Annotated in this window: 25 protein-coding genes; 20 read left to right on the forward strand and 5 right to left on the reverse strand. The window is 69.9% G+C overall.

The annotated features are described in order from the left end of the window. Window positions 1–74: 74 nt before the first annotated feature. Window positions 75–950, reverse strand: coding sequence for an A/G-specific adenine glycosylase (locus tag BDW27_RS14525; RefSeq protein WP_110049657.1), 876 nt, complete (start codon window positions 948–950; stop codon window positions 75–77). A 144-nt stretch (window positions 951–1,094) separates the two neighbouring features. Here BDW27_RS14525 and BDW27_RS14530 point away from each other — a divergent pair, with 144 nt between their 5' ends. Beyond that, window positions 1,095–1,787 (forward strand): hypothetical protein, encoded by a 693-nt coding sequence (locus tag BDW27_RS14530; protein ID WP_199560666.1) that lies wholly within the window; start codon window positions 1,095–1,097, stop codon window positions 1,785–1,787. A gap of 115 nt (window positions 1,788–1,902) precedes the next feature. Continuing rightward, on the forward strand, window positions 1,903–2,286 hold the full coding sequence (locus tag BDW27_RS14535) for an SSI family serine proteinase inhibitor (protein ID WP_026128986.1): 384 nt from the start codon (window positions 1,903–1,905) through the stop codon (window positions 2,284–2,286). A gap of 23 nt (window positions 2,287–2,309) precedes the next feature. On the opposite strand, the gene radA is transcribed toward BDW27_RS14535, so the two are convergent. Then, on the reverse strand, window positions 2,310–3,698 hold the full coding sequence (radA, locus tag BDW27_RS14540) for a DNA repair protein RadA (RefSeq protein WP_083927456.1): 1,389 nt from the start codon (window positions 3,696–3,698) through the stop codon (window positions 2,310–2,312). Between the two features lie 190 nt (window positions 3,699–3,888). On the opposite strand from radA, the gene BDW27_RS14545 reads away from it, so the two are divergent. The 12 genes from BDW27_RS14545 (at window position 3,889) to ccsB (ending at window position 17,179) form a co-directional block, all read left to right on the forward strand. Continuing rightward, on the forward strand, window positions 3,889–4,827 hold the full coding sequence (locus BDW27_RS14545) for an SGNH/GDSL hydrolase family protein (protein WP_017543095.1): 939 nt from the start codon (window positions 3,889–3,891) through the stop codon (window positions 4,825–4,827). A 233-nt stretch (window positions 4,828–5,060) separates the two neighbouring features. After that, window positions 5,061–5,660, forward strand: a complete 600-nt coding sequence (locus BDW27_RS14550) for a C40 family peptidase (protein WP_110049659.1) — start codon at window positions 5,061–5,063, stop codon at window positions 5,658–5,660. Between the two features lie 184 nt (window positions 5,661–5,844). Then, window positions 5,845–6,780, forward strand: a complete 936-nt coding sequence (locus BDW27_RS14555) for a sugar phosphate isomerase/epimerase (RefSeq protein WP_110049660.1) — start codon at window positions 5,845–5,847, stop codon at window positions 6,778–6,780. 107 nt (window positions 6,781–6,887) lie between these two features. Beyond that, a complete protein-coding gene (proC, locus tag BDW27_RS14560) occupies window positions 6,888–7,682 on the forward strand; it encodes a pyrroline-5-carboxylate reductase (RefSeq protein ID WP_017543092.1) in 795 nt (264 codons plus the stop codon). A gap of 604 nt (window positions 7,683–8,286) precedes the next feature. Further along, window positions 8,287–9,837, forward strand: coding sequence for a hypothetical protein (locus tag BDW27_RS14565; RefSeq protein WP_110049661.1), 1,551 nt, complete (start codon window positions 8,287–8,289; stop codon window positions 9,835–9,837). 224 nt (window positions 9,838–10,061) lie between these two features. Continuing rightward, window positions 10,062–11,222 carry an acetoin utilization protein AcuC gene (locus tag BDW27_RS14570; RefSeq protein ID WP_017543090.1) on the forward strand — a complete coding sequence of 387 codons (1,161 nt, stop codon included), beginning with the start codon at window positions 10,062–10,064 and terminating at the stop codon, window positions 11,220–11,222. Between the two features lie 191 nt (window positions 11,223–11,413). After that, on the forward strand, window positions 11,414–12,211 hold the full coding sequence (locus tag BDW27_RS14575; protein WP_017543089.1) for a phosphatase: 798 nt from the start codon (window positions 11,414–11,416) through the stop codon (window positions 12,209–12,211). A gap of 258 nt (window positions 12,212–12,469) precedes the next feature. Further along, window positions 12,470–12,673, forward strand: a complete 204-nt coding sequence (locus BDW27_RS14580; RefSeq protein WP_013155995.1) for a helix-turn-helix domain-containing protein — start codon at window positions 12,470–12,472, stop codon at window positions 12,671–12,673. A 286-nt stretch (window positions 12,674–12,959) separates the two neighbouring features. Continuing rightward, window positions 12,960–13,721, forward strand: coding sequence for a TlpA disulfide reductase family protein (locus BDW27_RS14585; protein ID WP_370446509.1), 762 nt, complete (start codon window positions 12,960–12,962; stop codon window positions 13,719–13,721). Further along, the gene (locus BDW27_RS14590) at window positions 13,721–14,551 is read left to right on the forward strand and encodes a cytochrome c biogenesis CcdA family protein (protein ID WP_110049663.1); all 831 of its coding nucleotides are present in this window, start codon (window positions 13,721–13,723) and stop codon (window positions 14,549–14,551) included. Before BDW27_RS14585 ends, BDW27_RS14590 begins: the two co-directional genes overlap by 1 nt. A gap of 91 nt (window positions 14,552–14,642) precedes the next feature. After that, entirely contained in the window at window positions 14,643–16,187 is a 1,545-nt protein-coding gene (locus BDW27_RS14595) for a cytochrome c biogenesis protein ResB (RefSeq protein WP_017543086.1), read from the forward strand. Next, window positions 16,184–17,179 carry a c-type cytochrome biogenesis protein CcsB gene (gene ccsB, locus BDW27_RS14600; protein WP_017543085.1) on the forward strand — a complete coding sequence of 332 codons (996 nt, stop codon included), beginning with the start codon at window positions 16,184–16,186 and terminating at the stop codon, window positions 17,177–17,179. Before BDW27_RS14595 ends, ccsB begins: the two co-directional genes overlap by 4 nt. A gap of 120 nt (window positions 17,180–17,299) precedes the next feature. Here ccsB and BDW27_RS14605 read toward each other — a convergent pair whose 3' ends face one another. Together BDW27_RS14605 and BDW27_RS14610 are read right to left on the reverse strand one after the other, a co-directional pair. Then, window positions 17,300–17,656, reverse strand: a complete 357-nt coding sequence (locus BDW27_RS14605; protein WP_017543084.1) for a PLD nuclease N-terminal domain-containing protein — start codon at window positions 17,654–17,656, stop codon at window positions 17,300–17,302. 116 nt (window positions 17,657–17,772) lie between these two features. Continuing rightward, entirely contained in the window at window positions 17,773–17,973 is a 201-nt protein-coding gene (locus tag BDW27_RS14610; protein WP_026116196.1) for a BldC family transcriptional regulator, read from the reverse strand. Between the two features lie 406 nt (window positions 17,974–18,379). Between BDW27_RS14610 and BDW27_RS14615 the strand changes: the two genes are divergently transcribed. Continuing rightward, window positions 18,380–18,688 (forward strand): DUF4229 domain-containing protein, encoded by a 309-nt coding sequence (locus BDW27_RS14615; protein WP_017543083.1) that lies wholly within the window; start codon window positions 18,380–18,382, stop codon window positions 18,686–18,688. A 78-nt stretch (window positions 18,689–18,766) separates the two neighbouring features. On the opposite strand, the gene BDW27_RS14620 is transcribed toward BDW27_RS14615, so the two are convergent. Continuing rightward, window positions 18,767–20,035, reverse strand: coding sequence for a delta-60 repeat domain-containing protein (locus tag BDW27_RS14620; RefSeq protein WP_110049664.1), 1,269 nt, complete (start codon window positions 20,033–20,035; stop codon window positions 18,767–18,769). A gap of 161 nt (window positions 20,036–20,196) precedes the next feature. On the opposite strand from BDW27_RS14620, the gene BDW27_RS14625 reads away from it, so the two are divergent. The 5 genes from BDW27_RS14625 (at window position 20,197) to BDW27_RS14645 (ending at window position 24,501) form a co-directional block, all read left to right on the forward strand. Beyond that, window positions 20,197–20,907: a demethylmenaquinone methyltransferase gene (locus BDW27_RS14625; protein ID WP_049574996.1), complete on the forward strand. Its 711-nt coding sequence runs from the start codon at window positions 20,197–20,199 to the stop codon at window positions 20,905–20,907. Between the two features lie 419 nt (window positions 20,908–21,326). Continuing rightward, window positions 21,327–22,631 carry a geranylgeranyl reductase family protein gene (locus tag BDW27_RS14630; protein WP_017543080.1) on the forward strand — a complete coding sequence of 435 codons (1,305 nt, stop codon included), beginning with the start codon at window positions 21,327–21,329 and terminating at the stop codon, window positions 22,629–22,631. Window positions 22,632–22,789: 158 nt separating this feature from the next. Further along, window positions 22,790–23,149: an NADH-quinone oxidoreductase subunit A gene (locus tag BDW27_RS14635; protein WP_017543079.1), complete on the forward strand. Its 360-nt coding sequence runs from the start codon at window positions 22,790–22,792 to the stop codon at window positions 23,147–23,149. Window positions 23,150–23,213: 64 nt separating this feature from the next. After that, window positions 23,214–23,759 carry an NADH-quinone oxidoreductase subunit B family protein gene (locus BDW27_RS14640; protein ID WP_017543078.1) on the forward strand — a complete coding sequence of 182 codons (546 nt, stop codon included), beginning with the start codon at window positions 23,214–23,216 and terminating at the stop codon, window positions 23,757–23,759. Window position 23,760: 1 nt separating this feature from the next. After that, the gene (locus BDW27_RS14645) at window positions 23,761–24,501 is read left to right on the forward strand and encodes an NADH-quinone oxidoreductase subunit C (protein ID WP_110049665.1); all 741 of its coding nucleotides are present in this window, start codon (window positions 23,761–23,763) and stop codon (window positions 24,499–24,501) included. The last annotated feature ends 17 nt before the right edge of the window (window positions 24,502–24,518 follow it).

Below are 24,518 nucleotides of genomic sequence, written 5' to 3' on the forward strand. Positions count from 1 at the left end.
GCCGCGCGAGGTGCGCGGACGGGCCCGGCCGGGCTCCCGGCGCCGGCCGGGGGCCCGTCAACCGTGCGGTTCCGCTACCCGGGCAGGGCGTAGCGGCCGTCGTCCAGGGGGTCGACCAGTCCGTCGGAAACCAGGGCGTCCAGGGCTCGCTCGCGCTGTACGCCGTCGTCCCACACCGCGTCCAGGGCGTCCTTGAGCACCGGTTCGTGTGAGGCGCGCAGCACCGCCAGGAGCTTGCCGCGCACCTGGCGGTCGGTACCCGCGTAGGTCTGTCCGCGCCGGGGCGGGCCGTCGTACGCGGGTTTCCCGGCGAGCTTCCAGGCGCACTGTCCGGCGAGGGGGCAGTCCGCGCAGCGCGGCGACCGGGCGGTGCAGACCAGTGCTCCCAACTCCATCACCGCCACGCCCCATCGGGCCGCGACGGAGGGCGTCGGCGGCAGGAGCGTCTCGGCGAGGGCGGTCTCCGCCTTGGTCTGGGTTTTCGGCGGGTACTCGATCCCCGTTTCGGTCCTGGCCAGGACCCGGCGCACGTTGGTGTCCAGAATGGCGTGCCGCTGTCCGTAGGCGAAGCTCGCGACCGCCGCCGCCGTGTACGCGCCGATCCCCGGAAGGGACAGAAGGGTCGCGTGGTCGTCGGGGACCTCGCCGCCGTGCTCCTCCGTGATGGCGACGGCGCAGGCGTGCAGGCGCAGCGCCCGGCGCGGGTAGCCGAGCCGGTTCCACATGCGAACCGCCTCGCCGGAGGGCACCTTGGCCAGGTGGGCGGGGGTGGGCCAGCGCTCCATCCAGGCCTCCCACGCGGGGAGCACCCGCACGACGGGAGTCTGCTGGAGCATGATCTCGCTGACCAGGATGGACCAGGCCGAGGCCTCGGGGCGGCGCCAGGGCAGGTCCCTGGCGTTGGACTCGTACCACGCCAGAACGGCGGTGCTGTAAGGGTTATCGCTCATCTTTAACGGGAAATCGGCGGGTTGAGTAGGTGGGTGGCACGCAAAACCGCAATACTACGGCCCATGGCGTCAAGTACCGGACAACCAGCACCCGTCAGCCGTGAGACCTACTGGAAGCGACGCGCCTTCGTCCTGGCTGGCGTGATGCTGGTGTTCGCTCTGGTCGCGCTCGCCTTCCAGAACTCCTCCGACGACGGCGAGCCAGCGGGCTCCCAGGCGTCCATCGAGGAACCCGAGGCCTCCTCCAGTGTCCCAGCCGAGGAGCCCTCCGAGGCCGAAACCGACGAAGAGGACGCCGACCCGTCAGCCTCGCCCTCCCCGTCGGAGTCCCCGTCACCGTCCGCGTCGCCGTCCGAGGGCGAGGGGGACGACGAGGGCTCCGGTGGCGGTTCCGGTGGGGGATCGGCCGACGCCCCGGCCCCCGAGCGCCCCGAGGACCACTGCCGTCCGCAGGACGTCGTGGTCACCTTCGACTTCGCGGAGAAGGAGCGGGAGGTGTACGGGGGCGGCGCCAAGCCCGAGTTCAAGGTGACCGTGGTCAACGTCGCCGAGCAGACGTGCACCGTGGACGTCGGTCCCGAGGCGTTCGAGCTCAGGCTGGACTCCGGCGACGACCGGATCTACTCCTCCGCGGACTGCGCCAAGGGCAACAGCAAGGAGGAGCGTCAGCTCTCCCAGGGCCGACCGCACGAGTACACGGTCTCCTGGGACCTGGAGCGCTCCTTCACGGACTGCCGAGACGGCGGCGCCAAGGCCCAGCCCGGCTGGTACAAGGCGAACCTGCGCGGCGACCATGTCGGCAGCGTCGACCAGCTCGTGTTCCAGCTCAAGGCCTGACCGCGGGCGCGGGACGAGTTCACGCAAAACTCACAACTGATCGTCACCGAGTGGCTACTATTCGTGGCGAATGTTGTTCTCGTCGTTCTCGTCCCGGGAGTTCCCTGTGAAACTCATGGCCACCGCCCTGACCTGTGCCGCCGCCGTCGCCTTCGCTCTCAGCGCGACCGCGCCCGCGACCGCCGACGACCGGGGCGTCGCGTACTCGCTCGAGGTCTTCGGCGCCGTCGAGCAGCACGGTGACACCGCCACGAGCTGGGCCCGCGGGGCCACCCTGGAGTGTGACCCGGCCGGGGGCGATCACCCCCGGGCTGCCGAGGCCTGCGACCTCATCGCCGAGCACGGCGACATCGCCAGCGTGAGGGCCCACCAGGACGGCGTCTGCACCATGGAGTACCGCCCGGTCACCGTCCGGGTCACCGGCGCCGAGGACTACGAGGAGACCTTCGGCAACGCCTGCCAGCTGGCCAACGCCAAGGGCGTGATCTTCGACTTCTAGGGCGTGTGTTCGCCGAACACGCCCTAGTCCTCGGAGGTCCCGCGTGGGGAGCCCCGGCGCCGGCCCCTGCGCTCCACCCAGGACAGGGCCTCGCTCAGCTCCTCCACCTCGTGGACGCGGATGCCGTTGACCGGGTCGCCGAAGTGCTTGGGCACCACCGCCTGAGTGAAGCCCAGGCGCTGCGCCTCGGCGACCCGGCGCCGCACGCCGTTCACGCTGCGCACGTCGCCCGCCAGCCCCACCTCGCCGATCGCGATGAACCCGCTCGGCAGAGCGACGTCGTTGTTCGAGCTGGCGGCGGCCAGGGCCAGGGCCAGGTCCACGGAGGGCTCGCCCAGTTTCACCCCGCCCACGGTCGAGGCGTACACGTCCATGTTGGCCAGCTTCATCCCGGTGCGCTTCTCCAGCACGGCGAGGATCATGTTCACCCGCGAGGTGTCCAGGCCCGAGGTCGCGCGGCGGGGCGCGGGCAGGGGCGTCGGAGCGACCAGTGCCTGCACCTCGGTGATGAGGGGGCGCCGACCTTCCAGGGTGACGGTGACACACGTGCCCGGCACCGGGTCGGTCCGCTCGGTGAGGAAGAGCCCGCTGGGGTCGGGAAGGCCGTAGATGCCCTTCTCGGTGAGCTCGAAAACGCCGATCTCGTCGGTGGGCCCGTAGCGGTTCTTGACCGCGCGCAGCAGGCGCAGCTGGGAGTGGCGCTCGCCCTCGAAGTGGAGGACGACGTCCACCAGGTGCTCCAGCAGGCGGGGACCGGCGATCGAGCCGTCCTTGGTGACGTGGCCGACCAGCACGGTGGCGATGCCGCGCTCCTTGGCGATCTGGATGAGCGCACCGGTGACCTGTCGGATCTGGGTGACGCCGCCCGGGACGCCCGCGGCCTCGGGGGAGACCATGGTCTGCACCGAGTCCACGATCAGCAGCTGCGGCGCGACGGCGTCGACGTGGCTCGCGAGGGTGGCCACGGAGGTCTCGGCGGCGAGGAAGAGCTGGTCGGACAGGGCTCCGAGGCGCTCGGCGCGCAGCCGGACCTGCCCAGCGGACTCCTCGCCCGTCACGTAGAGGACGGGCGCCTTGGCGGCGCGCATGGCGGCGACCTCCAGGAGGAGCGTCGACTTGCCCACGCCGGGCTCGCCCGCCAGCAGGACGACACCGCCGGGGACCGCTCCGCCGCCCAGGACGCGGTCGAGTTCGTCCACCCCGGTGGGAACCGCCTCGGCGCTCTCCACGCTGATCTCGGTGATGGGGCGGGCCCGGGAGGTCACCGGGGCCGACGCGACGGCCATGGGCGCGGGGGCCCCGGCCTCCTCGACGGTGCCCCAGGCCTGGCACTCGCCGCAGCGCCCCACCCACTTGAGGGTGGTCCATCCGCACTCGGCGCACCGGAACGTCGTCTTCGCAGCTTTTGCCATGGGCGACACGCTAACGGCTGTGGGGGACAGGCCCGAATGGAATCGGGAGCCCCAGGAAACACAAGAAAGTTACCTACCGGTTAGGTCAAGGGTTTCGTAAGTCATGTTAGAGAGTATGTGGGGAGAGTCACCCTCGCCCCATGGTCAGAACACTCCTGTGCCCCCGCTCCTTGGAGAGAGGAAATCCCTCGTGTTCCGTACGAACCGAACCCCCGCCATCCCCCGTGCCTCCCGAGACGGTGAGCGCCCCGGCGCGCTGCGCCGTCTCGCCCGGTTCACGGCCCCCCTGGCACTCGCCGCCATGGGGATCTCGCTGGCCACCGCGCCCGTCGCCGCCGAGGAGGCCCAGGCGACCGAGGCGGCCGCCTTCGAGCACTACGTGGCCATCGGCGACTCCTTCGTCGCGGGCCCCCTGGTCCAGGCCCAGGCCAACATGCCGCTCCTCGGCTGCATGCAGTCCTCGGTCAACTACCCCAAGCGCCTCGCGGACGAGCTGGGGATCGCCGACCTCACCGACGTCAGCTGCTCCGGCGCGGTCATGAGCCACCTCTACGAGGCTCAGTTCGACGACACCCCGCCGCAGCTGGACGCGCTCCGGCCCGAGACCGACCTGGTCACGGTGGGGATCGCGGGGAACGACTTCGGTTTCTCCGAGGTTCTCCTGGAGTGCGCGAAGCGCAGCCTGGGCAACCCGCTGGGCAGCCCCTGCGCCGACTACTACGGTGACGAGCTCGACCAGCGGATCGAGGGACTGCGGGGTGAGGTCTCCGGCGTGTACGCGGACATCGCCGAGCGCAGCCCCAACGCCACGGTCCTCAGCGTCGGTTACCTCCAGATCCTGCCGGAGAGCGGCGGTTGCTGGCCGAGCACGCCGATCTCCCGTGGGGACGTCCCGTGGCTGGACTCCGCCCAGACCGCGCTCAACGCGATGCTCAAGGAGGAGGCCGAGGCCCAGGGGGCGGTCTTCGTCGACACCTTCGAGCGCGGCCACGACGTCTGCCAGGGTTCGGGCACCCGCTGGGTCGAGGGCCTGATTCCGGAGGACGGTGCGCCGATCCACCCGAACAACCTCGGCATGGCGGCGACGACCGACTTCGTGCGTTCCGCCCTGAACGTCCCGCAGCCGTAGCTGGCTGTAGCCGGTGGTGACCGACCTCGGCGGGCGAGTGGTCGTTTGGTGAATCGACGACCGATTTGCCCGCCGAGGTCAACCGGTCTTTACCGTCTTTGGATGCTGGTTGGACTACAGAGAGTGAATTTCCGTGATGTCTGTGTGACCAATGGTGGTGTGTTGGCGGCAGGGAGACCCGCGTCACAGAGGTGCGGGCTGCCCCGACGGGAGCACCCAGGGAGCACCACGTCATGCGAACACCACGACACCACGAGCAAACGCGGGCCTGCCGTTCCACCACCCACTCGGGGCGACAGGCCGCATCCGCCCAGGCGCGTCGCCGTAGGTCGCGCGCACTCCTCGTCGCAGCCCTCGCGGCCGCGACCGTAGCCGCCGGGGGAGCCCCGGCACAGGCCCAGCCCGTCTCCGCCGCGGCCCCGCACGAGGGCCCAGCGAACGCCGAGAACCGCGAGCGGGTCCACCAGTCCCTGTCCACCGACGGCGTGGAGAAGGCCATCGACGCGGCCGAGTCCCACAAGGGCAAGCCCTACGCGTGGGGCGGGACGGGGCCCAACTCCTTCGACTGCTCCGGACTGGTGCAGCACTCCTTCAAGCAGGCCGGCGTGAACCTGCCCCGCGTGGCCCAGGACCAGGTCCGGTCCGGGACCCGCGTGAGCTACTCCGACGCCCGACGCGGCGACGTCCTGTACTGGACGGACTCCGGCGGACACGCCTACCACGTCGCCATCTACCTCGGCGGTGACCGCATGATCGACGCACCGAGGTCCGGCGGGAAGATCTCCGAGCGGGACGTGACCCGCTACGACCTCGCCGGTGCCGTGCGACTCTGACCCCGTCACTTGCGGGGCCGTGCCACCGGGCGCGCCACTGATCTCCGACGGCCGTTCCCCGAGTGCCGGGGGCGGCCGTCCCCCCAGTTCAGGGGCCCGTGCGGACCCCGCGGGGAGCCCCCGCCACGCCGTGTCCACGCGGGCGCCCGCGCCAGATCGCCGAGGAGCGCATACTCTGGAACACGTGAGCCCTATCCAGGTCCCAGACGCGCCCGTGGTCCTCTCGTCGGCGTCGGTCTACCCGGAGAAGACCCCGGCCGCGTTCGAGATCGCCGCGAAGCTGGGGTACGACGGCGTGGAGGTCCTCGTCTCCTCCGACCCGGCCAGCCAGGACATCGAACTCCTCCGGCGCCTCTCGGACTACCACCAGATGCCCGTGACCGCGGTCCACTCCCCCTGCCTCGTGCTCACCCAGCGCGTGTGGGGGCGCGAGCCCTGGGGGAAGCTCCAGCGGTCCAAGGAGATGGCCGAGGCGCTGGGCGCCAGGACGGTCGTGGTGCACCCCGCCTTCCGCTGGCAGCGCGAGTACGCCCGCGACTTCGAGAACGGCGTGGCGCGCATGCAGGACGAGACCGACGTGGTCTTCGCGGTCGAGAACATGTACCCGGTGCGCGTGCGCGACCGCGAGGTCGTCCCCTACGCCCCGAGCTGGAACCCGCTCGACCGGGACTACCCGGACGTCACCCTCGACCTCTCGCACACCGCCATGTCCGGCTCCGACGCGATGGACATGGCCAGGAGGCTGGGCGACCGGCTGTCCCACGTGCACGTGACGGACGGCTTCGGCGGCCAGAACCTGGACGAGCACCTGATCCCGGGACGCGGCACTCAGCCCGTGGCCGAACTGCTCGAACACCTCGCGGGCAGCGGTTACGAGGGGCAGCTGGTGCTGGAGGTGAGCACCCGTAAGTCCGTGGACCGCGAGGCGCGCATGCGCGAGCTGGCCGAGGCGCTGGCCTTCACCCGGCTGCACTTCGCGCAGGGGCCGCCCGAGCCCGAACCCACGCTGGGCCGCCGTGAGCGCATCGCGCTGCTGCGCGGGCGCGGCCAGTCCCCGCCCCGGCGCTTCTCCGTCGACCCCGGCGGGTCGGTCGACGACGAGGGTAAGGCCCAGGACTGACCGCCGGGGCGGGTCCGCCTCCTCGGACGTCCACTCCGTGGGACGCGTGGTCGGCGCGGGAGCCTCCGGGCGGCTAGCGTGGAGTGAACGCGCAGAGAGGACCCCTAATGATCGCGATCATCGGCGCAGGAAAGATGGGCGAGGCGTTGCTCGCCGGGCTGCTGGCCGAGGGCCACGCACCGGAGGACGTGCTCGTCACGGAGCCGCGCGAGGAGCACGCGGCGGAGCTGCGCGCCCGTCACGGGGTCGAGACGGTTCCGGCGGGGGACGCCGCCAAGCGGGCGGGCACCCTGCTGCTGGCCCTCAAGCCCCAGGACATGCTGGCCCTGCTGGACGATCTCGCCCCGCACCTGACTCGCGACCACCTGGTCATCTCGGTGGCCGCCGGGCTGACCACCGCGGTGATGGAGAACCACCTGTCCTCGGGCGTACCGGTCGTGCGCGCGATGCCCAACACCCCGGCGCTCATGGGCCGGGGGATGACGGCCGTCTCCGGCGGGGCGTTCGCGGAGGCCGAGCACCTGGACCGGGCCGAGGAGCTGCTGGGTGCGGTTGGCGAGGTCCTCCGGGTCGGTGAGCAGCACATGGACACGGTCACCGCCATCTCCGGGAGCGGACCGGCCTACTTCTACTTCATCGCGGAGACCATGATCGAGGCCGGAGTGGCCATGGGTATGCCGCGGGTCACCGCGCAGCGCCTCGTGGGGCAGACGATCACCGGGGCCGCGGCCATGCTCGACGGTTCGGGGGAGCACCCGGTGGTCCTGCGCGAGGCGGTGACCTCGCCGGGGGGCACCACGGCGGCCGCGCTGCGTGAGCTGGAACGACACGGAGTGCGCACGGCCTTCACGGACGCGATCGAGGCGGCGCGGGACCGGAGCAGGGCGCTGTCGGAGAGCTAGCCACGGGTGAATGTGACCTAATTCACTCATGGATTTCCTGGCTCCTCTGGTCGTGAGGTGTCGGACATTGCGTCCTACCTGACGAATAAAGTCGGGATAAGAGGGGCTCGTCCCCTCTTCCCTCCGACTCTGTACGTCTTCCCCTCACTGATTCCGGGGCCCCATGACAACTCCTCAACCCCCTTCGGACCCGTCCAACGTCCCGGGCCAGCCCGGGTCCGCGACTCCGCACCCTGCTCCGAGCGGTCCCCAGAACCCCGTCGGGGGTCCGGTCGCGGGAGGCAACCCCGCCGCCGGTCACCCGTCCGGCGGCCAGTCTCCCCCCGGCGGCCAGCCGCCCGGCGGACCACCCCCGGGCGGGCCGCCGCCCGGTGGTCCGCCTCCCATGGGTCAGGGGCCCGGCGGTCCGCCTCCCGGTGGACCCGTGGGCCCGGGTGGCCCCGGCGCTCCCATGGGTCCCGGCGGACCCGGTGGTCCCCCGCCCGGCACGTTCGGCGGCCCCCCGCCCGTGGGAACCCCCTCCGGCGGCAACCCGCCCTTCGGACCGCCTCCGGGAGGACCGCCGCCCGGAGGGATGCCTCCGGGAGGACCGCCCCCCGGTGGGATGCCGCCCGGCGGCATGCCCCCCGGACCGCCCTCCGGCCAGTTCGGTGGCCCCCCGCCGCCGCCCCTGCCCCCGCTCGGCCTCTTCAAGTCCAAGGCGGGGCTGCGCGCCGCGCTGCTCAACCTGTCCGGTGTGGGCGCGGGCTACTTCTACCTGCGCAGCTGGGTGTTCTTCGGGATCAACCTGGCCGTCACCCTCGGCCTGCTGGTCACGGCCGCCGTCATGGGCGCCGCCGACAACCTGCTCACCTGGGCCCCGGCCCTCCTCACGTGGGTCCTGGTCACCGTCGTGCACGGCCTCTTCGCCGGACGCAAGCACGATCGGCGCCTCATGGCCCGGGGCGAGCAGCCCACGGCCGGATCCAGGCCGGTCGTCCTGGCCGCCTGCCTCGTCGTGGTCATGGCGCTCTCGCTGATCGGCGTCTGGCAGACCGGTGAGTGGCGGCTCCGTGTCGCCGACACCGCCCACGCCGAGGGCGACTGCGACACCGCGATCGACGTCTACGGCCAGGTGGAGGGCGGCTTCCAGCTCTCCATGTCGCCGTCCCTGATGAACAGGGCCCGCGCGGGCGGCGAGGCCTGCGAGATCCTGCGCCGCGCCCAGTCCGACGTGGCCAACGAGGCCTACGACCACGCGCTGGAGTCCTACACCGACTACTTCGCGCACGCGGGCTCCCGCTGGGAGGACACCGACGGCAGCATCGCGGAGATCCACTTCGACTACGCCGCCCAGCTGGCCGCCGACGCGGACCAGACGTACACGGGAACCGTGACCGACGAGGTCAGGGAGGCCTTCCGGCAGGCGCAGGAGACCTACGCGTTCATCGCCGAGGACTTCTCCGACACCCCGTCCGCCGCACAGGTGCCCGACGCCCTCGTCGAGCTGTACGACGTGGCCACCGGCGACTACCAGTCGGAGAACTGGTGCTCGGCCTTCGACCAGATCGGGATGTTCGACGACCTCTCCTGGGACGCCGCGCCCGACATCGCCGAGCGCATCGAGGAGGAGCGTCCCGACGCCGCGCTCAACTGCGGTTGGGCCCAGGTGGACTCCGGTGACCTCGACGACGCGGACGAGACGGTCGAGTACCTGGAGGCCAGCTACCCGGACTACGAGACCGACGACGTCGAGAAGCTCACCAAGCACATCGGCGCCGGTCGCATCGAGCAGAAGATGGACCTCCAGACCATCTTCGGTGAGTCCTCGATCGAGGACATGAGCCCGTACGAGACCGGCGGCGGCGACAAGGTCGTCATCGAGTTCACCAACAACTCGCCGGAGGAGATGCACTTCATGTACGTGGGCCCGGACGCGGTCCACGGCGAGGAGTTCACCGACCCCTGTGAGGGCTGCGAGGTCTACAGCTCGCCGCCCACCGGGAACTCCTGCTTCGACGACGGCGAGGTCATGCGGATCGAGCTGGACCCGGGCGAGTACCGGCTGATGATCACCTCCACCGAGTCCGGCTTCGGCAAGCCCCTCCACGGCACCAAGAATCTCAAGGCGGGCGAGACCTACAAGTCCTGCTACTACAAGATGGAGAACAGCTAGGGACGCGCGGCGGCGGGACCGCCGTCATGGGCCCCGGCCCCGGAGGGAACCCCCTCCGGGGCCGTTCCCGTCCCCCGGGGCCGCGTTCCAGCGCGAGGACGCCCGAGAACCGAACCGGACCCGGGGTTCTGCCCGGGCCCGGCCTTGCGTACTGTGTGCTTCGGAGCACGCACACCTGAAACGGGGGTCACCACATGGGAGGGCGCACGTCCTGCTCACTTCGGGTGGCATGGGACGACGGACTCACCGCCTACGACTTCGGGCCGCAGCACCCGATGGCGCCGATCCGGGTCGAGCTGACCATGGCGCTCAGCCGCGAGCTGGGCGTCTTCGAGGGTGCCGGGGTCGACCTCCTGGACGTCGAACCGGCCTCGGACGAACTCCTCTCCCTGGTGCACGACCCCGCCTACATCGAGGCGGTCAAGCGGGCCGGCCGGACCCTGGAGCCCGACGACGCCCACATGCTCGGGACCACCGACAACCCCGTGTTCCCCCACATGCACGAGGCCTCCGCGCTGATCGCGGGCGCCTCCGTGGCGGCGGCCAGGGCCGTGTGGACGGGACAGAGCGCGCACGCCGCCAACATCGCGGGCGGACTCCACCACGCCATGCACGGCAACGCGTGGGGGTTCTGCGTCTACAACGACCCCGCGCTGGCCATCGCCTGGCTCCTGGAACAGGGCGCCAAGCGCGTCGCCTACGTCGACGTGGACGTCCACCACGGGGACGGCGTCCAGAACGCCTTCTACGACGACCCCCGGGTCCTCACCATCAGCCTCCACGAGTCACCGGCGACCCTGTTCCCGGGCACCGGGCACGCCTCGGAGGTCGGCGGCCCCAACGCCGAGGGGTACGCCGTCAACGTCCCCCTGCCCGCCGGTACCGGCGACACCGGCTGGCACCGCGCCTTCGACGCCGTGGTCCCCCCACTGCTGCACGAGTTCCAGCCGGAGATCCTGGTGACCCAGCAGGGCTGCGACACCCACGCCCTCGACCCCCTGGCCAACCTCACCCTCAGCGTGGACGGGCAGCGCCGGGCCTACGAGGAGCTGCACAAGCTGGCGCGCAAGACGGCGGGCGGCCGCTGGCTGCTGTTCGGCGGCGGCGGCTACGGCCTCGTCCACGTCGTGCCCCGGGCCTGGACCCACCTGTTGGCCGAGGCAGCGGGCGCGCCCATCGACCCGGACCGGGAGACCCCGCAGGGGTGGCGCGACTTCGTGCGCCAGCGCACCGGCGAGCTGGCCCCGCTCTACATGACCGACGGCCGAGGGGTCTCCTTCACCCCCTTCGAGCAGGGCTACGACCCCGGGGACCCCGTCGACCGGGCCATCCACGCCACCCGTACCGCGGTGTTCCCCAGCCACGGGATCGACCCCACCCTCTGAGCCGGACCCCTCCGCCCCCTCACCACCCCGGCGCCGCCGTCGATCACACCACGGTGAAATCTCCGCGATTGCCGCGTGGCGCGCGTTCAGCGGGTAGGAAGGGGATTAATACCGGGCGAACAGGAGCCGAAGCCGTGGTGGTCGCGCGGCGTGTCACCGGCTCGCCGCGCAGACGAGGAAGGGGAACGCAGGTGACGCCGCCGACACGCGCCGAACTCATCACCTATCTGGTTCGCACGGGGATCGCGGGGCACGTCGACACCCCACGGCAGAACAACCTGCGCCACTACCGGAGGCTCGTGCAGAAGGACCCGTACCACCAGTTCGGGCTGACCTTCGCACACGACTGGACGTACGCCGAGGTCCTCGCCCTGATGAACAAGCGCTGCGGCGTGGTGGGGGACGAGGAGTACGTCTGGGGGATCGACACGATCGACCCCGACCTCACCATCGACGCCCTGGAGGCCCTCGCCGACCGGCTGGCGCTGGCGGCCCGGCGGCAGGAGAGCGTCATGTTCGCCACCGGACACCCGCGCAACCTCCGGGAGACCTACCAGTCGTGGAAGGACGCGCTCACCGCACGCGGGTGCAAGGTCCTCACAGCGGCGGGCGGCTACTCCTACGAAGTGACCACCGAACGGCCGCCGAACCGGCGGATCGTGGTCTGGCGGGAGGACGTGGCCCTGGTGACGGACGGACACCTGCCCCGGCACAGCCACCACCCCTTCGCGATGCGGGCGATCCTGGCGGAGCTCACGGACCGGGGTGAGCCATGGCCGCAGTTGGTCATCGCCGACCACGGTTTCGCGGGTGCCGCAGGAGAGGCGGGAGTGCCCACGGTGGGGTTCGCCGACTGCAACGACCCCGCTCTGTTCCTCGCCGAACACGAGGGGAAACTGCTGGTCACCGTGCCTCTCGACGACGGATACCTACCCGAGGACTACGCTCCGCTGCGCGACTACGTGCTCGCCAGAGCGGGCCTTCTTTGAGCGTGATCGGCCATTTATACCCAGCGTTAAACCTCATCTGACCCTTGGTCAACGCACAGCCACGAAGACAGCACGATCGACCTTCCGTAGAGGGGAACTCGGCTCTACTCTGAAAACGGACGTGTCAGTAGTGACAGCATGACACGCTGGCGTGTCGGTGGGGCGGGGACTGTTTCGCCGGGGTCCCCCGAGCACCGTGAGGCACGCCAGGGCTGAACGGTAGACAATGCTCACGTCCGGGAATGAGGGCGTCGGAAGATGAACGGGAGCAAACCGCCTCTCGAAGAGGTCAGGTTCCTGACCGTGGCGGAGGTCGCCACGATCATGCGTGTGTCCAAGATGACCGTTTACCGAATGGTGCACTCGGGAGTTCTCCCCGCGATTCGTGTGGGGCGTTCCTACCGGGTCCCCGAACGGGCCGTACACGACTACCTCCGCGAGGCATTCGTCGAGGCTGGTTGAACAGGCCAGGCCGGACCCGGGGGCGGGGCCCACTGACCCAGCGCCCGATCCGCCGACCACTCAGGGGCGATGTTCCCCAGCATCGCCCCTGACGTGTGCCGTCCCGCGTGCGACGCCCCTCCCTCCGCGTCCGCGCTCCCACCTGCTTCCGGGCACCGGTCACCTCGGGCGTCGCAGCGGGGAACCTTCCATGTGTCGGGGCGGCCGAGCCGGCCCCAGGGCATCTACTACACTTTGTCGTTGTTGTAGTCCGCCCTGATCACACCCGGTTCGCGAGGTCCCCTCGATGCCCAGTAGCAGCCCAGGTACGCGACGCCGTCGTGCCGTGCCGTCCCTGTCGGCCGCCGCGGTGGCGGCCGTCCTCGTCCTGTCCGGCTGCGCCGGGGGGACCGAGATCGAGCCCGGGGGCGAGGAGGACCGGTTCATCTCGGGTGACGGCAGTGCCACGGTCTTCGAGGACGGCGAGCGCGCGGCCGCGCCGGAGGTGACGGGGACGACCTTCGAGGGCGACGAGTTGTCGCTGTCGGAGTACGAGGGCCGGATCCTGGTCGTGAACGTGTGGGCGAGCTGGTGCGGCCCCTGCCGCGCCGAGCAGCCGGTGCTGGACGAGGTACACGCCGAGTACGGGGAGCTGGGCGTGGACTTCCTCGGTGTGAACATCAAGGACAACGAGACGGCGGCGATCGCCTACACCGAGAACAAGGGTGTGGAGTATCCGAGCCTGTACGACCAGCCGGGGGAGATCCCGCAGGCGTTCCGTGAGACGGTGCCGCCGCGGGCGATCCCGAGCACGCTGCTGATCGACCCCGAGGGGAACATCGCGGCGCGGGTGATCGGTCCGACGACCTACGGCCAGTTGACGGGGTTGCTCGACCCGCTGGTGGTGGAGTTCGACCTGGGTGATCCCGAGGAGCGGACGCGGGTCTCGGAGCTGGAGGGCTACGGCGAGGGCGCCGAGCCCACCGAGGACACCGAAGGCGCGGAGCCCTCCGAGGACGCGACCGCCCCGGGCTCCGACGAGGACGCCCAGGACGGGAACGGCGACTGATGGACGCGATCGGCACCACCGTCATGTCCGGCTCCCTCCTCCTGGCCGCCCCCCTCGCCCTGGCCGCCGGACTGGTCTCCTTCCTCTCCCCGTGCGTGCTGCCCCTGGTCCCGGGCTACCTGTCGTACGTGTCCGGGATGAGCGGTTCCCACGTGCGGGAACGCCAGGCGAACGCCCCCGACTCCGCCTTGGGCGGCGAGGGCACGACCGCCACGAGCACGATCGCCGACGTCGACGCCGAGCTGGCCCGACGCCGCTGGACCATGGTCACCGGCAGCGTCCTGTTCATCGCGGGGTTCAGCCTGGTGTTCGTCGCCGTGGGCGGGTTCATCGGCTGGCTCGGTGACCTCCTCATGGACCACACCGACCCGATCACCCGCGTGCTCGGCGCTCTCACCATCCTCCTCGGCCTGGCCTTCATGGGCGTGCTGCCCGGGCTGGGACGCGAGTTCCGCTTCCACCGCCTGCCCCGCGCCGGTCTCGCGGGCGCCCCGCTGCTCGGTGTGCTGTTCGGCCTGGGCTGGACGCCGTGCATCGGCCCGACCCTGGCGGCGGTTCAGACGCTGGCCTTCATCGAGGGCGGGGCCGGTCGCGGCATGCTCCTGTCCCTGGTCTACTGCGTCGGGCTGGGCCTGCCGTTCATCGTGGCGTCGCTGCTCTACCGGCGGGCGCTGAACGCGTTCGGCTGGCTCAAGCGCCACACCCGGACCGTCACCGTGGTCGGCGGTGTCATGCTCGTCCTGGTCGGCCTGGCGATGGTGACGGGTCTGTGGACCCAGATGACCATCGCCATGCAGGGCTGGGCCGCCAACTTCCAGACGGTGATCTGACTTGAGTACGCGTACGTCCGAGAACTCCGAGAGCGCCGACCAGGCGAAGGCGCCCGAGCCCGGGAAGCCCGCGCCGAAGGGGCTGGGCCCCATGGGCTGGGTCCGGTGGGTGTGGCGCACGCTCACCTCGATGCGCACCGCGCTGATCCTGTTGTTCATGCTGGCCGTGGGGGCGATCCCGGGGTCGATCCTGCCGCAGAACGTGGTGAGCGTCGACGAGGTCGCCACCTACTTCCGTGAGAACCCCGAGCTGGCTCCGTGGCTGGACCGGTTCTACCTGTTCGACGTGTTCTCCTCCCCCTGGTATGCCGCGATCTACCTGCTGCTGTTCGTGTCGCTGGCCGGGTGTGTGATCCCGCGGGCCCTGGTGCACGCCAAGGCGGTGCGGGCGCGTCCGGTGGCGACCCCGCGCAACCTCGGGCGGATGCCGTACGTGGCCCGGTTCGGCACCGCAGCCTCGCCGGAGAGCGCCCTGGAGCAGGCCCGCAAGGTGCTCAAGGGGTACCGGGTCGAGCGGTACGGGGACTCGGTCTCGGCCGAGACCGGGTACCTGCGCGAGGCGGGCAACGTCCTGTTCCACTTCTCCCTCCTGGCCCTGCTGCTGGCCCTGGCGGCGGGATCCTTCTTCGGATACCGGGGCAACATGCTGCTGGTGGAGGGGGACGGGTTCGCGAACACGCTGCCCTCCTACGACGCCATCTACCCGGGGCACTGGACCGACACCGACGCCTTCGAGCCGTTCACGATCCACCTGGACAGTTTCGAGGCCTCCTTCATCGACGACGGGGACCTGCGGGGGCAGGCCGAGTCCTACGTGGCGGAGCTGAGCTACACGGAGTCGCCCGGGGCCGAGGTGCAGCAGCACACCCTGGAGGTCAACCACCCTCTGAGCGTGGACGGAGTGCAGGTCTACCTGCTGGGGCACGGGTACGCGCCGCAGTTCGAGGTCCGCAACGGCGACGGGGACCTGGTCTTCGACCAGGCGGTCCCGTTCCTGCACCGCGAGACGATGAGCTACACGTCCGACGGTGTGGTGAAGGTGCCCGACACCGGCGGCGAGGAACTGGGCTTCGTCGGGGTCTTCCTGCCCACCGCCGCCGAGGATCCCGAGGGTGAGCTGGTCTCGACCTTCCCCGGGGCACAGAACCCGAGGGTGACGCTGGAGGCTTACCAGGGCGACATGGGAATGGTGGATCCGCAGTCGGTCTACCAGCTCCAGACCGCCGGGATGGAACCGCTGGGGGAGTCCCCCGTCCTGGCGGTGGGTGACACCTGGGAGCTGCCCGACGAGGCCGGCTCGATCACCTTCACCGGCTACAAGGAGTACGCCACGCTCCAGAGCAACCGGGACGGCGCCCGCCTGCCCGCGCTGGGTGCGGCCACGGCCGCCGTGGCGGGGCTGCTCCTGACCCTGTTCGTGCGCCCCCGCCGTGTGTGGGTGCGCGCGACCAAGGGGGAGGACGGCACGACCCGCGTGGAGCTGGCCGGGCTCGGCAAGACCGAGGTCGCCGGCGACAACGCCGAGTTCCACGAGATCACCAAACGGCTCGCCGGACGGCTCAGGAGCGAGCCCGACGACGGCCCCCACACCACATCCGACCCGCGAGGGTCGACGACAAGAGGGAGTGACCGGTGACGTACACACTCGCCGGACCGGTGGACGAGACGATGGCGTCGGCCAGTGACACGTTGATCATCGCGATGATCGTGACGTACGCGGCCGCGCTGTTCCTCTTCGCCATCGAGGCCGCCTACGGACAGCGCACCAAGCTCAGGGCCGGACGCCTCATGCCCGTGGGCGCGGGCTCCGTCGAGGGCGCCGACGACGGTGACATCGAGGTCAACGTCCGCACGGACGAGGGGGAGGCGCAGGCCTCCCAGAGCGTGCTGGGCCGGATCGCACTGGGTGTGACGGCGCTGGGCTTCCTGCTGGGCTTCGCCCAGATCGTCACCCGGGGGCTGGCCGCGGGACGTTGGCCCTGGGGCAACATGTTCGAGTTCGTGGTGGCGATGTGCCTGGTGGCCGTCGGTGCCCTGCTCTACGCCTCCTGGCGCTACCAGGCCCGCTTCCTGGGCGCGTTCGTCCTGGTCCCCGTGCTGATCCTGCTGGGCATCGGTGTGCGGTGGCTGTACGTGGACCCGGGCCCGCTGATCCCGGCGCTCCAGTCCTACTGGGTGCCGATCCACGTCACCGCGGTGATCATCGCAGGCGGCGCCTTCATGGTCTCCGGCGCGGCGGGCATCACCTACCTGGTGGCGCACCGGGCCGAGGCGAAGCGGGCCCTGGGGGAGAAGGTGGCCGGCATCTCCGGACGCCTGCCCAGCTCCGAGCTGCTCGACCGCATCTCGCACCGGTTCATCCTCTTCGCGTTCCCGCTGTGGACCTTCGGTGTCATCGCCGGTTCCGTGTGGGCGGACGAGGCGTGGGGCCGGTTCTGGGGGTGGGACCCCAAGGAGGTGTGGTCCTTCATCTCCTGGGTGATCTACGCGGCCTACCTGCACGCCCGGGCGACCGGTGGCTGGCGCGGCCCGAAGGCGACCTGGATCAACGTGATCGGCTTCCTGACCGTCATGTTCAACTTCTTCGCCGTGAACTACATGTTCAGCGGGCTGCACTCCTACGCCTGACCCCGGTCGGGGCAGTGGGACGAAGGTGGGGCCGTACCCGTCCGGGTACGGCCCCACCTCTGTGTTCCGGGTACCGCGACTGTCGCGCGCGGTGCGGCGTGTGCCAGCTCCTGCGGAGGCTCAGTCCTCCGGATCGATCCGACGGTTGAGGTCCTTGAGGAACTCCGGATCGTCGTCGGGACCGAGCGGGTGCGGGCTGTCCGAGGGCTTGGCGAAGTCTGACGGGTCGAGGTCGTCCACGGACCTGACGGCCTCGGCGGGGGAGGACGCGTTGCCCAGGACGGAGACGGGCTTGGGCGGACGACCGAGGAAGAGCCACAGGATCGAACCCACGGGCATGAACAGGGCGATGACGACCAGCCACAGGACCTTCGGAAGGTTCCGGATCTCCTGGGCAGGAGTGGTCAACGCGTCGAAGAACGCGTACACCCATAGAACGATCGACACGAGCGTGATCAGGCCACCGAGCCACACCATGGTTCCAGCCTACTCTTGCTGTCGACCCCTCCCGGCCGGGGACACCGGCCCGGGTACGGGGCAGACCACCGGGGGTCGTCGGGTCCGGGACCGTCGGGGGCGTGCCGAACGTTCCTTCAGGTGGTGCTCTCGCTCGGTTCCCCGAGTAGGAGGGCCCGTACCTCGGACTCCCGGAAGCGGCGGTGCCCGCCGGGGGTCCGAATGCTGCTGATGCGCCCGGAGGCGGCCCAGCGAGTCACGGTCTTGGGATCAACCCGGAAGAGTGAGGCCACTTCCCCGGGGGTCAACAGGCGTTCGCTTGCTCGTTCCACCTTCACATTCCCCCAATCGTGCCCGCCTGGACTGAGGGGGCGGCGGGCGTTTGATCCCCTAGTGTGCACGAGTTGGTCCGTTTCCTCCCTAGTTTTCGGAGAAATTGCGGCGTTCGGGGGAGAAGCGGGGGATATGTGATCGGAACGTGATGTTCAGACCCGGCTGTCGGGATTGCAAACATCCCATGACTATCTGAATCCAGTGCTGACCGCGCGCGGCCTGCGACGGGACACACCCCGCCCTGGTGCGGACCGGCGAAGACACGCCCTTAACCTGGAGGTAAGGCTGCCTGATCCGGGACACCACCCCTTCGACCGCGGTCGCATGACTCGGCCGTCCACGCACCTGATCTGCGTGGATGGGTTCGCTGCCCAATCTAGTGCAGGTAAACGTCTGTTGTGAGGCTTTTTGATGCGTAGCTGGCTGACCTATACCGCCGCCCGCGTGGCGCTGTTCGCGGGCGCCTTCGGCGTCGTCTACCTCTTCGGCGCGCGCTCGTGGATCGCGTTGGTTCTCGCGTGGCTGATCAGCGGCCTCGCTTCCTACGTTCTCCTTTCCAAGTGGCGCGACCAGATGTCGGCCTCGGTCGACGACTGGTCGAAGAAGCGTCAGGAACAGGACAAGGCCGTGGGGGGCCGACTGGAGGGCGGCGCGGCCCGGGAGGACGAGATCCAGGACGAGCTCCTGCGCGCCCAGGAGTCCGAGAACCCCCAGAAGTGACCGACGGGGCGGTGGTCCGACCGCTCGGACACCACCCCGTGGCCACTCCCTGTCAGGCGCTCACCTGACGCCGGCGCCTCACAGGGCCGGGAACATCCCCAGACGTGCGTGGTACTCGCCCGCCAGACGATCGGTGTCGCTGCCGACGTAGAGGCCGTCGGAGGTCGCGTGCAGCGCCTCCACGCCGTGGCCCCGCGAGCGTCCCGGGTTCCAGGGCAGGGCCCGGCCCGTGTCGGGGTTCACCGCGGCGATGCCCTCGCGGGCGACCGAACCCGGACCGGGGTTCAGGGCGCCCTTCTCGTTGTCCATCCAGCGCTGGTGTCCGCCCACGTAGACGGCGGACGAGGTGACCTCGACCGAGTACAGGGTGTCCCCGCCGGTCAGGTTGGACCAGGTGGGGTCGGAGTTCGCGGCGTCGGTGTTCTCGAACCGGGCCGTGGACTTGCACAGGCCGGGCTTCACCTCAGGCCCGCCCCCCGTCACCACGGCGAAGTAGGAGCCGTCCGGGGCGAAGTCCATCTGCCGCATGTAGGTGTGGATGGCCGAGTAGTCGCACTCCGCCTCGTAGGCCGAGGTCGACCAGGTGGTGGGCGCCCCCTTCGCGGTGTCGATCATGGCGATCTGGTACCGGTCCAGGCCGTCGACCTTGGTGAACGTCCCGTTGATGGCGAGCCTGCGGCCGTCCGGGCTCAGGGCCAGCTCCTGTACGCGCAGGACGCCCCGGCGCTGTTCGGAGATGGTCGGGGTGAAGTCCGCGTCCACCCGGCCGGTCGCGGGGTCGATCCGGGCCAGTCCGGTGCGCTCCTGCCCGCTCACCCCGGTGAAGTTGCCGCCGACGTAGACCTGGCGTCCGTCGCTGGCGAGCCGGTACACGCTCCCGTCGTCCAGCTTCGCGCCGAAGCCGGAGACGTTCCGGCCGGTCCTGGCGTCGACGCGGGCGATGCCCCGGCTTGCCGAGCCGTTGACCCGCTGGAACTGGCCGCCGATGATCAGCGACCCGTTCGGGCCCTCGGCCAGGGTGTTGACGGTGCCGTCCACCTGCGGGGCGAAGCCGGGCAGGAGTTCGCCGGTGCCGTGCCGGAAGGCGAACAGGTTGCGCCGGTTGTGGGTCCGGGCGCCGTCGGCGTCGGACACGCTCTCGAACTCCCCGCCCACCACGACGGTGTCGCCGATCCGGAGGATGTCCTTGACCGTCCCGTCCAGGACGTGCGGGGTCCACTGGACCGGCTGTTCGCTGACCACGCCTTGGTGGGGTGCGGCGAGGGCGGGCGCGGCGGTCGCGACCCCCAGCGGGAACAGGAGTAGGGAGCTCATCGTCAGGGCGACGAACGATCGGGCCGGTTTCACGGGACTCCTCGGGCGCGCGGTGGTGGTTTCGGTCACCACATCATTGCACGGAGTATGCGTTTGACTACGTCAAGTAATCGACCGTCTGCCTGGTCAGTGCCCTTCCGGGCTCCTGTGCGGCCCGGTCCTCCGCGCTGTCCGGCCACCCTTAGGCTGGTGCCATGACCCGCGCGAAGCTCGACAAGAAGCCCCAGGACGTCGCCGCGATGTTCGACGGCATCGCAGAGAACTACGACCTCGTCAACGACGTCATCTCGCTCGGCCAGGACCGCGTCTGGCGACGCGCGGTGGTCGACGCGGTCGACGCCCACAGCGGCGAACTGGTGCTGGACCTGGCCGCGGGTACCGGAACCTCCTCGGAGTCCTTCATCAAGAAGGGCGCCCGCGTGATCGCCTGTGACTTCTCGCTGGGGATGCTCCAGAACGGGGCCCGGCGCCGGGGCGGCGCCTCGCGAGCGGGGGTGACCTTCGTGGCCGGGGACGCGCTCTCGCTGCCCTTCGCCGACGAGACCTTCGACGCGGTGACGATCTCCTTCGGTCTGCGCAACGTCGCCGACGTGGACCAGGCGCTGCGGGAGCTGCGTCGGGTGACCAGGGTCGGCGGCCGGTTGGTCATCTGCGAGTTCAGCCACATCCCGGTGGAGTTCGTGGACAAGCTGTACTCGACCTACCTGATGGCGGCGCTGCCGAAGATCGCCGGGGCCTTCTCCGGCCGCTCCGAGGCCTACGACTACCTGTCGGAGTCGATCATGGCCTGGCCCGACCAGGCGGAGCTGTCGAAGTACCTCCAGGGCGCCGGGTGGTCGCGGGTCGCGTGGCGCAACCTGACGCTGGGCACGGTGGCCCTGCACCGCGGCTTCCGCGAGAAGTAAAAACAGACATAGCACTCACAAGGCGAAAGTCTTCGCTTCTAACTTAAAAAGTACGCAAACCCCAAGGAATGATCTGTTCCTTGGGGTTTTTCTGTTACTCATGGGTCGCTTGTTGTTGAGCAGGTAGTGCTAGCTGCGCTTTTGACTGTTTGTGACGGCTTTGGTGGGTGTGTGGAGGCTTGTGGGCTCAATATCCGATTTTCCGAAGAATGCCCCCCGGGGGTCGCCTCCTGGCTCGTGAGGGTCTAGACTGCGGAAAAGTGGCTTGTGAAGTGCTTCACAAGGCCACGAGGCTTATGACACAAGACCCATGTCGGATATGTCGGAAGTCCCCAAACAACCCATAGCACCCCCCGTGAGCGGGTCGAACCCGCACTGACCCGCCACGGTGTACCGCGCGAGTAGTCGAGGACACATCCGTGAGCGAGACAGCCACCTCCTCTCCCAGAGGCCGGGAACGGATCGAGTACGACGCCGACGTCATCGTCGTCGGCGCTGGCCCTTCTGGCTCCACCACCGCCTACTACCTGGCCCAGGCCGGGCTTGACGTCCTGCTCCTGGAGAAGACCTCCTTCCCCAGGGAGAAGGTCTGCGGCGACGGCCTCACCCCGAGGGCGGTGAAACAGCTCACCTCCATGGGGATCACCTTCGAGGACGAGGGGTGGATCAAGAACCACGGCCTGCGCATCGTCGGGGCCGGCGTGCGTCTCGAACTGCCCTGGCCCGACCTCGGTTCCTATCCGGGCTTCGGCCTCGTGCGCACGCGCCTCGACTTCGACCAGATCCTGGTCAACCGGGCCGTGTCCGCCGGTGCCAAGCTCCTGGAGCGCACCAACGTCACCGGCCCGCTCATGGACGAGCGCAGCAACCGGATCGTCGGAGTGCACGCCAAGAACGCCGACCGCGAACCCGTGACCTTCCGGGCGCCGCTGGTCGTGGCCGCCGACGGCAACTCCTCCCGGCTCTCCGTCGCCATGGGCATCCGCAAGCGCGACGACCGGCCCCTGGGCGTGGCCGTGCGCACCTACTTCGAGAGCCCCCGGCACGAGGACGACTACCTGGAGTCCTGGCTGGAGCTGTGGGACCGCAGCGGAGACAAGGACGTCCTCCTGCCCGGCTACGGGTGGGTCTTCGGTGTCGGCGACGGCACCAGCAACGTCGGCCTCGGCATCCTCAACTCCACGTCCGCCTTCCAGGACGTGGACTACCGCAAGCTCCTGCGCCGGTGGACCGAGTCCATGCCCGAGGAGTGGGGCTTCACCGAGGAGAACCAGAAGGGCAAGATCCTCGGCGCCGCGCTGCCGATGGGCTTCAACCGGGTCCCGCACTACGCGCGCGGCCTGCTGCTGGTCGGCGACGCGGGCGGCATGGTCAACCCCTTCAACGGTGAGGGCATCGCCTACGCCATGGAGGCCGGGCAGATCGCCGCCGACGTGATCGTGCAGGCGCACGGCCGTCCCACCCAGCAGACGCGTGAGCGCGCCCTGCTGCGGTACCCGGAGGTCCTCGCCGACACCTACGGCGGCTACTACACGCTGGGCCGCTACTTCGTGAAGGTCATCGGCCAGCCCGAGTTCATGAAGTACGCGACCAAGTACGGACTGCGTCAGCGCACGCTCATGAAGTTCGTGCTGAAGATGCTCGCCAACCTCACGGAGCCGAGCAAGGGCGACGCCATGGACCGGGTCATCAACGGCCTGTCGAGGATGGCGCCCGCCGCCTAGCGGGCGAGGGCGCGCACACGCACGGCCGGACCGCCGCTTCCGCGTGGTCCGGCCACACCACAAGACATTTCGGGAAGAGCCGAGAGAAGCACGTGAAAACGTTCACAAGTCAGCCGGTCGCGCGCTCCGACCAGCCATTCAGTGGAGGAGGGTGAGCCGTGGAGCTGTACACACCGATATTCGTGCTCGGTGGGATCGGCGCCGCTTTCGTCGTCCTGTCGATGGTCGCCGGTGCGGTCATGGGACCCAAGCGGTACAACCGGGCCAAGATGCAGGCGTACGAGTGCGGAATCGAACCCACCCCCCAGCCCGCGGGCGGTGGCCGCTTCACCGTCAAGTACTACATGACGGCGATGATGTTCATCGTCTTCGACATCGAGATCATCTTCCTCATCCCGTGGGCCGTGCACTTCGACGCCCTCGGCTGGTTCGGCGTCATCGCGATCATCCTCTTCCTCGTGAACGTCTCCATCGCCTACGCCTACGAGTGGCGCCGCGGAGGCCTCGAATGGGACTGATCCAGCTGACCCCCCACGCCCCCGAACACACCCAGCCGCCCACCCCCGAGGAGGTCCGCAGCTGATGGGTATCGAAGAGAAACTGCCAGCCGGAGTCGCGCTCACCACGGTCGAACAGGTCGTCGGCCTGGCCCGCAAGTCGTCCATGTGGCCCGCCACGTTCGGTCTGGCCTGCTGCGCCATCGAGATGATGGCGGTCGGCGGCCCCCACTACGACCTCGCCCGGTTCGGCATGGAGAAGTTCGGCGCCACCCCGCGCCAGGCCGACCTCATGGTCGTGGCCGGACGGGTCAGCCAGAAGATGGCCCCGGTCCTGCGCCAGATCTACGACCAGATGCCCGAGCCCAAGTGGGTCATCGCGATGGGCGTCTGCGCCTCCAGCGGCGGCATGTTCAACAACTACGCGATCGTCCAGGGCGTGGACCACATCGTCCCCGTCGACATCTACCTGCCGGGCTGTCCGCCCAGGCCGGAGATGTTCCTGGACGCCGTGCTCAAGCTCCACGACAAGGTGCAGAACACCAAGCTCGGTGCCCACCGCGAGCAGGAGATCACCGAGACCGAGGAGCGCCTGCTCCGCCGTTCGCTGCCCCTGGTGACCAAGGACTGACATGAGCAACGAGAACGAGCGCGACGAGGCGGCGGAGAACCTCCCCGACCAGCTCGGTCGCGAGCGCTTGGCCGCACCGGTCAGGCGCACCGGCATGTTCGGCGCCCAGACCACGGGTGACACCTCCGGTTTCGGTGGCCTCCAGGTGCGGGGGAGCGCTCCCGCCCAGAGCCAGCGCCCCTTCACGGACCCCGACGACCCGCGCACCGCCGACTTCGACCGGGTCGCCGACGACCTGGAGGCGGCCCTCACCGCGATCGGCCGGGAGGCCGAGGTCGAGCGGGTGGAGGTCGACCGCGGTGAGATCACCTTCCACGTGCGCCGAGAGGCCCTGCTGGAGCTGGTCCGCGTCCTGCGCGACGACCCCGCGCTCCGGTACGAGCTGTGCACGGGCGTGGTCGGGGTCCACTACCTGGAGGACGCCGGACGCGAGCTGCACGCGGTCTACCACTTCCGGTCGATCACCCACAACAGCGTGATCCGGGTCGAGACCACCTGCCCCGACGCTGACCCGCACATCCCCTCGATCGTGTCGGCCTACCCGACCAACGACTGGCACGAGCGCGAGGCCTGGGACTTCTTCGGGATCGTCTTCGACGGCCACCCGTCACTGACCCGCATCCAGATGCCCGACGACTGGCACGGCCACCCCCAGCGCAAGGACTACCCGCTGGGCGGCATCCCGGTCGAGTACCGGGGCGCCACGGTGCCCCCGCCGGACGAGCGGCGGTCCTACACGTGAACCGCGCGGCCACCACA

It is taken from the genome of Nocardiopsis sp. L17-MgMaSL7, from assembly GCF_003182025.1.
Lineage (GTDB): Bacteria > Actinomycetota > Actinomycetes > Streptosporangiales > Streptosporangiaceae > Nocardiopsis > Nocardiopsis prasina.